Origin of the sequence: Metamycoplasma equirhinis, assembly GCF_006385185.1 — a bacterium.
Lineage (GTDB): Bacteria > Bacillota_I > Bacilli_A > Mycoplasmatales > Metamycoplasmataceae > Metamycoplasma > Metamycoplasma equirhinis.
In genome coordinates, this window is the sequence record NZ_VFIX01000008.1 from 18,187 (window position 1) to 28,665 (window position 10,479).

Genomic DNA, 10,479 nt, shown 5'->3' on the forward strand with positions numbered 1-10,479 from the left:
ACATTTTTTTAGTTATTTATTTGCAATTTTTTATTTATCGGCAAATCAAAATATTAAAAAAGAAAAATAAAACGTAATTTTATTGTTTAAAATTTTGCGTTTCAAATAAACGATTTTATTTAATCTATAATTTTTATATAAAAAATAAAAGAGGAAAATGATTATACTACAAGAATACATAAATAAAAATAATAAAATTACTAATAACAAGGATGATAATTTTATTTCATACAAAAAACACATAGACAATTTAAGGTTGGAATTCAATAATAAAATAAATAATTTTTTAAGAACTAAAAAAATAACTAATATTAAAAACGTTAATATGCTTAATGCCAAAGAGGAGAATAACAAGAATATAGACGATTTTATGTATCAAGAAGATTGAAATTTAATTGACAATAAAATATATTGATTCATCAAAACTTTTTTTGATTTTCACTCAAAAACAAGAAGCGTTCTATCTAAATTAAAGAAATTTTTGCACACATTGAATCCTGCTTGAGATGCATCGGCGGCAATTTCTGAATATCTTTCAGCATTATCTGAAAATGGGCAAACTGGATTTACTATATTTGATGATGCTGTGCTAGTCGGCAAAACAGTATTTCAAATACTAGGTTTATTAAAACAAGAGCAAGAAAAATTAAATTATTCAAAAGATTTCATTATTGAAATGTTTGAAAATATTTATGATGTTTCTAAAAAGAAGAATATAGTTCCTCTAAGAGTATGTTTGGAAACCGCTCAAGAAACACTGGAAAAAATAGATTGAAATTTTAAAATTCTAATTACTTTGGCAGTGGCAAAAAGAAAAGTAAAAATAGTACTTGATTACGTCATGAATAAATATTTGATTGCTAGAGAAAGATTTGATAATTATTTAAGAAGCATATATTGAGGGAGCTCATGATATTAGAAAAAAACATTAAATTTATAGAAACTAAAAAATTTGTAAAAACTAAATTTTCCAAATATTATTTTTTTCTTTTCCTAGCAACACTATTTTTTGTCTTAACAATAATAGCTGTGTTGTTTTTAAGCGACAAAACATATGGGCTATTAAATAGCGAAAAATTCAGAGAAAAATCTAATCGAGAATCTTATTTTGTATTAATTACATTTTTCTTTATCTTATCATTATTAGAATTTTTCTTATTCATGAATTCATTAGCCACGATAGTTTTTAATAAATACTATAAATTCAATATTTTTAGAGCAATAAAATGATTAAAGATAAAATTAATTTTTTCTTTCAACTTTAGTAAGTTGTCTTTATTTACATTTGATAATAGTTTTAGCAAAAAAGATATTGATTTATTGAAGTATATGGCTAAAAATAATTATGTTTTGCAAGGGAGTAAAGCAATTGCATATAAATTTAAAGATTTTTGAAGAAAAACTAATGATTTTGACTTTATTTCAAGCGCAAATTTACCAAATACTAATTCTTTAAAGTCATTAGAAGGATTATCAATTTTGTACATTGATAATATTGTTGGTAAATTAAATTATAATGATTCAATAATAGAAATTTTATTTTCTAAATATATACCAAAAATTTATTGTAAACAAGTGAAAGATATATTAATCCCCAATATTTATTGAATGGTTGCCATGAAATTTATTCAATTTTTTAAACTATATTTGGTGAATACTGACAAAAAAATATTAACAAATGAAAAAATTGAAAACGCATTATTAGATCTTGCTTTTTTATTAAGCAAACTAAAATCCATTAACATAAATAAAATTGAAAAATATATTGAATATTTATTAATTTCAGATTTTTTCCTTTCATATTATTTAAATAATTTTTGATTTGATAAATTAATATCTACAACTAAAAATTTTGAAGGATATTTGAAAGAAAAGCTAGAAAAATTAGAAATTTTTAGCGAATTAAATTTCTTTTTTAAAGAAATAATTGCAAAAATAAGAATAAATGATCATTTAAATAAAATGATTAATGCAATGTCAGAAATTTCAAAGCAGAAAGAAAAAATAGAAATGAATTTTTTGAATTTATCGTCTAGCGAAAACAAAGAAGTTTCATCGTTAAAAAGAATTTTCAAAAATCAAAAAGAAAAAAACAATTTTGTTGATACTAATTATTTAAAATACCCAATTAAATCAAAAAGTATTTCTTCATTTATAAACGATCTAAAAAATAGGAAAAATGCTTCAAATGAAATTGATATAAGAATAATGATTTTATATGAATTAAATAAAAGAATGGTAGGCAATTAGATGAATAGAAAATTTAAAGCATTATTAATTGAATTACCAATTTTGATATCGCTATTAGGTATTTTAACTTTAATGATTTTGGCAAAATGAGTGACTAATTTTTGCATGTTAATAAGTTTAAAATGTGAGGCAATAATTTTCCCCGATACAGTAATTGCATCATTAAGTTTTGTATTTGTTGTCTTTATATTCTTTGTTTCACTTTATGTTTTCTTGGAGCTATTAATATTTCCAAATTTCAGAAAATTCAAAACGATAATTTTAAGTCTTTCAATAGTGGTTTTAATTTCATATTTTTCATCACTCGGAATAGCCGCAATTTCAAATATTAAAACATATGAAATGGTTTGAACAATTTACGGTGCAATTATTTTGTCAATTTTATTTGGTTTTATATCAACATGTGCAATATTGTTAAAAAAAATAAATCACGCAAACAAAATTCCAGATTTGTTAGTTGCGTAACAAAAAAACATCCCAATAACCATGAGATGTTTTTTAATTTTAAGTTTTTTATTGAATACTAAATTATTTTATAAACTCTTTTTTTACATATTTTGAGTTAAATAAATAAAGTAAACTGCCTCAATCTAAGTCAAATTTAATAATATCACCAGATTTATAATTAATTTTTGAATCATTGGCATTAATAATTAAATGGTCGCTTGACCCGCCTAAAATTTTAAGGTCTTTATCATATGGAATCATAGCATCAAACATTGTGTCTAATTTCCCTATTGCGCATATAACACGTTTAATTGTGCCAATATCCTTAAAATATGGTTTATGCCCAAAAGCATCTATTCCACAAGCACCAATTGGCAACGAGCTTTTATAGTCGACTTCTACTACTTCCGCTTCACAAACAAACGCGTCACGAAACATACCCTTAATAGTTTTGCGGTACATGTCTTCAGTGCCAAAAATCATTGCAAATCCCATTCGCAAGAAGTTAATTTCTTTTGGCATGCGATTTTCTCAAACCATATGCAAACTTAGTGAATTTCCACCTGACATATGTGTTAGCTTAATATTAAGTTCGTTTTCAATTTCATGTTGAATTTTAACAAATTTTGCCATCGCCTCATTTGATGGTATTCTTGCTCCATAACAACCGAAATTACAGCCTAAGCCTATTAATTTAACTCCTTTTAATTTAGCAATTTTTTGAGCCGTCACCAATGCCTCTTCGGGTAAAATACCTTCGCGCCTATCACCTAAATCAACCATTAAAACAATTTCATGTGGTTTAAGTTTTTTTACAAGGCAATATTCGCTAATTTTTTCAATTACATTAATATCGCCATTTAAACTTGAATCACATATTTTTACAACTTCAGGAATTTCAGAAATCATTGGAATTCGCAATAATTGTTTGTGAATGTTTTGAAAGCCATTAAATATTTCAAAATTTTCAAGCCTAGAATCACCGAAATGTCTTATTCCAGCTTCATAGTATAATCGCGCCATTCTTTTGTTTCCACAAAAACCTTTAGTAACAGCTAAAACAGTTATATTGTGCTCTTTGCAAATATCAATTGCAACTTTAACATTAGTTTTAAATTTTGTTTCGTTAATTATAAGTTTTGGAAATCCCATATTGCCCCTTTTAATTTATTCATTTTTTAAAATGATAAATTCCTTTTTTCCCTTTTTAAGTAGTGCATATTTTTTGTTATATTTACTAAATTCTATCATTTGGTTTTCATCTTCCACTATATTGCCATCAATTTTAAAAGCTTTATTTTTAATAAATTCTCGAATTTCGCGATTTGATGTACAAATTGATGATGATTTTATAAATTCAATAAAGCTTGAATTTTTAGGTACTGAATAAGAATTTAAAAATCCTTCAAGCATTTTGATATCTTCAGCATCTAAATTTCTTTGATCTTTAGAAAATAAAGATTCGCTGATTTTGATACATTTTTCAGCAATAGATTTTGAGTGAATATCTTTAACTATTTCATATGCAAGGGTTCTTTGGGCAATTCGTTTTGATTTGTCAAGTTTGTGATCATGCATTATTTTTTCAATTTCATCAATTTCTAAAAACGTTAGTCATTTTAGATATTCTTCAATTTTTGCATCGGGTTGATTTAGCAAAAATTGATAAATAGAATAAGGACTAGTCATTTTTGGATCGAGTCATAGCGATCCTCCACCAGTACTTTTTCCAAATTTAACGCCATTTTCATCCACTAATAAATTTGTTGTAACAGCAATTGCATCTGCTGCTTCACCATGTATTTTTCGTATAAATTCAAGTCCGGTTGTGATATTTCCTCACTGATCTGAACCTCCAACTTGAATTTTAACATTATTATTTTCAAATACTGTTTTGAAATCTCAGCCTTGTAATAATTGATAGCTAAATTCAGTAAATGTTAACCCAGTTTTTAATCTTGTAGCAATGCTATCTTTTTCTAACAGATAATTGACATTAACTAATTTTCCGACATTAGTTAGAAAATCCACAAGCGTTCAATTCTTATAGAATTCATAATTGTCAACGACCGAAAGTCCAAAACGTTCCAATTGACTTTTAATAGCTTGTTTATTTTCCTCTAGCGTTTTTGTGTCTAAAAATTTACGCTCCGATTTACGAAAACTAGGATCCCCTATCATTCCTGTAATGCCGCCAAGAATTGCAAATGAATTAAAACCATATTTTTTAAATCTTAACAAAGTCAAAATCTGTACATAATTACCTAAATGCAAACTCTTTGCGGTTGGGTCAAAACCTGTATAAACGCCGGCACCTTTAGTTAGCTTATTAAATTTTTCTTCACTAGAAATATTATTTAAAACATCTCGTTCCCGTAAATCTTCTAAAATATTTTTATGCATAATTAATCCTTTTTGGTAATATTTTCTTGTTCAATGCTTATAATTAAAGCAAGTTTTTGAAATATAATAATTATATCTAATCATTAAAATGATTACAGAACAAAGTGAGGAAAGATATGAAAATAAAAATAATTGTGGATTCGTCATCAGGATTGCTTAAAAATGAAGCCGAGGCTTTGGGATGAGAATTAATGCCATTGCAAAGTGAAATTGATGGTAAAACATATCAAAATGGTATTGATATGGATATTGATAAATTTGAAGAAATATGACGCGCTAATCGTAAAGTTGATGCGCTTACTTTTGCAACCCCTCCAGGAATAGCGGAAGAAATTGTTAACAAATACATAAACGATTATGACAAAATTATAATTTATGGAATTTCAACTGAATTATCGTCACAAGTAAGCAACTTAAAACAACTTTTTGCGAATAATGAAAAAATTTTTGTTGTTGATTCAAAGAAATTATCATATTCACTATTGCGCGATGTACTATTGTTTGAAGATGCTATCAATGAAGGCATTTCATTTGAAGAGGCAATTAAAATTTTTGATATTCCTCACGAAAGATTACTGCTTGTGCCTAAATATAATGACGCATTAGTTAAAGGCGGAAGATTAAGTAAATCTGCAGCAACAATTGCAAGATTACTAAAGATTGTTCCTATTATCAAAATGGAAAACGGAAAATTGGAAAAAGATAGCATTGGTAGAATTTTTTCAAAAACATTAGACAAATTAACAAAGGAATTATTTGAGAAAATCGATAAAAATGATCACGAACAACATTTATTGATTATCCACGCAAATAGTTTTGAATTAGATGAAATTGTCGAAAGAGTGAGAAAAATTACTAATAATTGACCTAATATAATATCAATGAAACTTTCTACAGATATTGCTGTTCATACCGGAATTGACGCAGTTTGTCTAACAATGACTAAAATTAAAAAATCAATACAGGAAAGATTCTATACTTTAATAAAAAAACATTAAATGTTATTTGGCCATTAGTTTATAACTAATGGTTTTATTATTATTTTTTTTGTAAAAATAAAAGAAATTTTATATAATAATAAGGCATTATAAAAGCCGTTTTAGCTCAGTTGGCAGAGCAACTGACTTGTAATCAGTAGGTCGTAGGTTCAAGTCCTATAAACGGCACCATTTGCGCGAGTGGTGAAATTGGCAGACACGTTAGTTTTAGGCACTAATGCTTCCGGCGTGAGGGTTCAAGTCCCTCCTCGCGTACCATTTCAGGAAACTGACTTATAAAAGCAGAAAATTATTTTCCTGCTTTTATTTTTTTAAATTTTATTCTTATACTATCAAAAGCAAGTTTAATTTTCTATTTGTCTATTTCAAAAGCAAGATTTATAAATTTTTCTGGATTCAAAGAAGCTCCACCAACTAAAAATCCCGATAAATTATTTACCTTTAGTAGATCATTAATGCTTTCGTGACAAACAGAGCCACCATATAAAATAGGAACATTTTTATTGGTAATTTTATGAATTAAATCAACTACTTCTTGAATGTGTTCAATTGTGGGTATTTCACCATTACCAATACAATAAATAGGCTCGTATGAAATAATTAAATTGCTAAAATCGTTAACATTTAATAATGCTTTTTCAATTTGGTTTTTAATTGTTCTTAATGAACAATTATTATTAACATCGCAACGATTTTCACCGACACATAAAATTGCAATAATATTTGAATTTTTTAGGGCTTTAATTTTTTCATTAATAACTTCATTAGTTTCGTTAAACATCACTCGGCGTTCAGAATGGCCAATTAAAACAAAATCTAGTTTTAATTCTTTAGCGCTGCGAATTGAAACTTCTCCGGTGTATGCGCCTTTTTCTTTATGAAAAATATTTTGCGCACCAAAAATAAAATTTCGATTTTGAAATTGATTTGCTAGTGAAATTGAATCGTGAGAAAAGGCTACACCAATTTTTGTGTTTTTCAAATTGCTATTTTTAATTTTCAATTCTAAATTTTTAATATAATCAAGGCTTTCAAAATAAGTTAAGTTCATTTTTAAATTACCAATTAAATATTTCATATGCTACTTCTCCTATCAATTAATATGTAATGCAAATATTGGAATTAAACTAACAATCGCAAGCACTGAGTAACCGATTAGCACATAAAAAACTAGGTTATTTGTTTCTTCTAGGTTTCTATTCAAGGCTTTTTGGTTTATTTCCTTGTCATATTCACGACGAATTTTATTTCTTAAAATGTCTTTTTCATGTAAAGTAGCGCCTGGACTTATTTGATTTTTTAATCGATTAGCAATAACTCTATTTCGATAAAAATCAATTAATGGTCTAAAAATTCCTCGTCCCATCCCTTTTTTTATTAAAACGATAAGAATATTTAAACAAAGACAACTTCCAGCTGAAATTGATATTGATGTTTGTCAATCTTTTTGATACATTTTTTCAGCAACTTCACCTATAAAATATGCAAACTTCAATTTAGAAGATTCTACATATGAGAAACGAATTAAAAAAACTAACAATGTTCAAAAAACTGCTGATACAAAATAATAAATGATTGTTGCCTTTGTTCAGCTATTTTGAAAATATCCACCGATTCTACCTAAATATATCTCTTTGTTTTTACTCATAATTACGTATATTTTATAATAATACGTGTTTATTTTTATAAATAAATAAAAACGCACAATTTATGCGTTAGTTAATAAAATTAAATAAATTAGTTATCTTTATAACAATATATATTAATAAAAAGCTTAACAATTTGTTGACTTCTTCTTATTCAAATATTGCGAAATTCATTTAAACTTATCTTCTTAAAATCAATAGTTTTAAAATCTAATAATAGATCTTTATATCCATGATAAATTAAAATGTTTCTATCAATGTTTGAAGATTCTTCTTTATCTTCGGGCATTTTCTTGCCTCTAGATGTATTTATTTCTTTATCTAAAATCATTCCATTTCCTATAATATATTTGAAGCCTTCTTCTAATTCTTGATATTTTTTATCGTCACATTTTATTGCAAATTCATGTTCGTAAGTTAGCTTTGCATAACTATTTTTAATAATATCTGAATTCGATTCAACTATTATATTTTCTTTGTTTAACAAATAAAAGTTAATTCTGATTAATATTAATTTTAGAATATTATTGTTTAATGAAGTGCCTTTTGATGCTAAATATTAATGTTTAAGCACCTTAAATTTATTAAGTTTAATTATTTACTTTTCTTATAGATTCATTTTTTACTTCAAAAAAGTTGCTTAAATATTTTTCGATAAAAGAAGTTAATGAATATTTATTTCATTCAAAATCATAGTGTGCTTCAAATAAACTATAATCAATATCAATTAAACTAATCGATTGTTCATTTGATTGCTCATTGCATTCAAGATATTCATTTATCATATTATGAATTGTTTTAATTTCTTCATCATAAAACTCAAATAATTCTGTTTTTAAGTATTCACTACGATTTATTCTTACGTAATTTGAATTTTTCATTTTGTCATTATAAGAAGGAGTAAAGGTAAATTCATATTTATTAAATAAATAACTTAATTCATCAGCTTTAATAACGTCTTTGTTGATTAAATTTATAAAAACTTCTAGCAAAACTTCTTTATTCATTTTTTGATATAAATTTTTATTTCAAATATATGGTCTACGAAAAGCAAAAGTATCTTGAAAGTTACTTTGATTTAAAAATAAATAATTTGTTAATGAAAAGAAAGAAAATTCATCTTTTAAATAGTCTTCCAATTTGTCATATGAAAGTTTATAATTTTCTAAAAAATTATTAAACAATTTTTGATTGCTAACTATACCAATGTCACTATTTTGAATTAGGTTAAATAAGTTTTCAAGAACATCGTTTTTACATTCTTCTTGTATATCTAAAAATTTTGAGGAAATAAATGTTTCTTTTTTTAATTTTATTATCTTATCTTTATAACTATCAAAAGCTTGTGTGAAAAAATAAGATTTTTTACCATTAAATTTTTTTAAAAGATCATTCATTCCGAACACACCTTTAATTTCTTCGATACATTCTAAAATTTTTGCATTCACATTTTCTTCAAAATATTTTTTAGTTATTTTGTCTCTTGTATTTTTATATTGATCATATTTAGAAATAATTATTTTATCTATAAGACCTTTAGCAAAATAATGGTTTTTAATATTGTTATTTTTAAACACAACAATAAAGTAGTTAAAAATAGCGCGGTAAAAAACAAAAGATTTTTCATTTATTTCTTCTTCTATAAAATCAATAATTTGCTTTTCATTAACGTTAATACAATCCTTTTGTTGTTGTTTGACATCATCAAAATGTAAATACAATCCTCTATCAATCAGTATTAATTCTTTTCTTTCCAAAAAAGAATCGATTCTATTTTCATAATTTATTCCATATTTATCAAATAATATTTTTATTAATTTTTTATTATCATTACTCACATTTCTTTGATTTATTTTGTATCCATAAGGAAAATTTTCTCTAATTTCTTTTACTATTAAGTCATTTAAAGAATAACCGGTTTTTAAATATGTGGTTCTATTTTTTTTATATTTATTAGTAATTATTTGCTTTTCTAATGCGTTGAAGTTATCAAAGTCTTTATTTGTAATCACGTTAGGTAATTCAGCGATTATTTTTTCAATATCAAAAACTTCATTATTGTAGAAAAAACAATATTTTTTATTGAAAAAATATTTATTATTAGAATGTCGTGTTGTCATTTTTTTTATAAAAATTCAAAATTGTTCATTTTCAAATATTTTATTTAATTCAGAAAAATAAATTCATTTTGAGAATTCTCTATTTTTGAATACTTTGTTTAATATTATTTCTTCATATTTATATTTTTTTAATTTTTTTAAAGCATAAATGTCATTATTATCGTCTTTTAAATCATCAATATCGATGTTATTTTCTGCGAGTTTATTTGTTATTTCTTCATAATATTTTTGAAAAAAAGCTTCTTCAGGTAATAACTCATCAATATTGGTTCCGAAAATGAAAGCTAAAAATTCATTAGAACATTTTGTTAAGTCTTTTAAATTGTAAATATCTAAACTTTTTAATAATGCATTAGTTATTTCAGAGTTGAAATTAAATTCCCTTTCATTATTATTGAATTTTGATTTAAAAACATCAATTGCTTCTTTTATTTTTTTTCAATTATTTAAAGTAAAAAATATTTTTTCAAAGCTTACATTTAAAGGAAAATTTCTATCAATTAAAAAATTTAAATATAAATCAAAAGCATCATTGAAATTTAAATTTTCAATGTTTGTTTTAAATTTAAATCAATCGATATTTTCTTTTTCATCTCTTGTTTCACAAAACATAGC

10 protein-coding genes and 2 tRNA genes are annotated in these 10,479 nt (G+C 24.7%); 6 read left to right on the top strand and 6 right to left on the bottom strand.

The genetic code is table 4. The features are described from left to right. Window positions 1-157: 157 nt before the first annotated feature. From FJM08_RS08275 to FJM08_RS08285, 3 genes are read left to right on the top strand one after another with little or no spacing between them, the layout of a single operon-like run. Window positions 158-919: a hypothetical protein gene (locus tag FJM08_RS08275; RefSeq protein ID WP_140031697.1), complete on the top strand. Its 762-nt coding sequence runs from the start codon at window positions 158-160 to the stop codon at window positions 917-919. After that, window positions 910-2,250 carry an MAG4530 family protein gene (locus FJM08_RS08280; protein WP_140031698.1) on the top strand — a complete coding sequence of 447 codons (1,341 nt, stop codon included), beginning with the start codon at window positions 910-912 and terminating at the stop codon, window positions 2,248-2,250. Before FJM08_RS08275 ends, FJM08_RS08280 begins: the two co-directional genes overlap by 10 nt. Then, the gene (locus FJM08_RS08285) at window positions 2,251-2,715 is read left to right on the top strand and encodes a hypothetical protein (protein ID WP_140031699.1); all 465 of its coding nucleotides are present in this window, start codon (window positions 2,251-2,253) and stop codon (window positions 2,713-2,715) included. Window positions 2,716-2,778: 63 nt separating this feature from the next. Here FJM08_RS08285 and FJM08_RS08290 read toward each other — a convergent pair whose 3' ends face one another. Both FJM08_RS08290 and tyrS read right to left on the bottom strand, forming a co-directional pair. Then, a complete protein-coding gene (locus tag FJM08_RS08290; protein WP_140031700.1) occupies window positions 2,779-3,849 on the bottom strand; it encodes an alanine/ornithine racemase family PLP-dependent enzyme in 1,071 nt (356 codons plus the stop codon). A gap of 15 nt (window positions 3,850-3,864) precedes the next feature. Next, window positions 3,865-5,100: a tyrosine--tRNA ligase gene (gene tyrS / locus FJM08_RS08295; protein ID WP_140031706.1), complete on the bottom strand. Its 1,236-nt coding sequence runs from the start codon at window positions 5,098-5,100 to the stop codon at window positions 3,865-3,867. Window positions 5,101-5,216: 116 nt separating this feature from the next. On the opposite strand from tyrS, the gene FJM08_RS08300 reads away from it, so the two are divergent. From FJM08_RS08300 to FJM08_RS02920, 3 genes are all read left to right on the top strand, one after another. Continuing rightward, window positions 5,217-6,098, top strand: coding sequence for a DegV family protein (locus FJM08_RS08300; protein WP_140031701.1), 882 nt, complete (start codon window positions 5,217-5,219; stop codon window positions 6,096-6,098). 95 nt (window positions 6,099-6,193) lie between these two features. After that, window positions 6,194-6,269 (top strand) — tRNA-Thr (locus tag FJM08_RS02915). A 3-nt stretch (window positions 6,270-6,272) separates the two neighbouring features. After that, a tRNA-Leu gene (locus tag FJM08_RS02920) sits at window positions 6,273-6,356 on the top strand. Window positions 6,357-6,450: 94 nt separating this feature from the next. Here FJM08_RS02920 and FJM08_RS02925 read toward each other — a convergent pair. From FJM08_RS02925 to FJM08_RS08310, 4 genes are all read right to left on the bottom strand, one after another. Next, window positions 6,451-7,176 (bottom strand): triose-phosphate isomerase, encoded by a 726-nt coding sequence (locus FJM08_RS02925; RefSeq protein WP_140031702.1) that lies wholly within the window; start codon window positions 7,174-7,176, stop codon window positions 6,451-6,453. Between the two features lie 12 nt (window positions 7,177-7,188). Next, window positions 7,189-7,746, bottom strand: a complete 558-nt coding sequence (locus FJM08_RS08305; protein WP_140031703.1) for a hypothetical protein — start codon at window positions 7,744-7,746, stop codon at window positions 7,189-7,191. An 89-nt stretch (window positions 7,747-7,835) separates the two neighbouring features. Next, on the bottom strand, window positions 7,836-8,231 hold the full coding sequence (locus FJM08_RS02935) for a hypothetical protein (RefSeq protein WP_140031704.1): 396 nt from the start codon (window positions 8,229-8,231) through the stop codon (window positions 7,836-7,838). A gap of 103 nt (window positions 8,232-8,334) precedes the next feature. After that, on the bottom strand, window positions 8,335-10,479 hold a 2,145-nt coding region (locus FJM08_RS08310), incomplete at its 5' end, for a preprotein translocase subunit SecA (RefSeq protein WP_170177186.1).